Source organism: Rhodovulum tesquicola (assembly GCF_024128855.1).
GTDB lineage: Bacteria > Pseudomonadota > Alphaproteobacteria > Rhodobacterales > Rhodobacteraceae > Rhodovulum > Rhodovulum tesquicola.
Genome location: NZ_JAMYDV010000068.1, coordinates 1 through 471, shown reverse-complemented (window position 1 = coordinate 471; position 471 = coordinate 1). Strand labels below are relative to the sequence as shown.

1 protein-coding gene is annotated in these 471 nt (G+C 68.2%); it reads right to left on the bottom strand.

All coding sequences use genetic code 11. The features are described from left to right. Nucleotides 1–258: 258 nt before the first annotated feature. Nucleotides 259–471 (bottom strand): hypothetical protein (locus NHN26_RS17400; RefSeq protein WP_253090550.1); only part of this gene is annotated, 213 nt, incomplete at its 5' end.

The window sequence follows — 471 nt, the reverse complement described above, 5'->3', positions numbered from 1 at the left end:
GGCTTCAAGCGCCACCTTCGCCTTGAAGTCCGCGCTGTAGTTCTTCCGTTTGCCAGCCACGCTGTTCGTCCTCGTCTTCCTCGGCGGCAAGCTTAGCAAACTGTCCAGTTTCTGGGGACCACCTCACTGTCCACGAAACCGGCAGCAGGCCACAACGACCACGCAGCTCTGGAAACTGAACCCATCGCCGTGCGACTGACCGAAATCAGCTCCCGGCAAACACGGAGCGGTTCAGCAGGCCGCTCCGCGATCATCCGTTCAGAAGTCCTGCCAGGTGGTCAAGTCGTTGGCGGCGACCTTTTTCCTGGGGGCGGGTTCGGCGGCCGGGGTGGCGGGCGCGGCCTTGCCCGCCGCTTGCCGGGCCGGGTCGACCAGGCGGAGCGGGGTCATGGCGCCGGGCTGTGCGGGTCGGGCGGGCGCGCCGCCCTGCAGGCGGAACCGGGCCACGAGGCCCTGCAGCGTCTCGGCCTC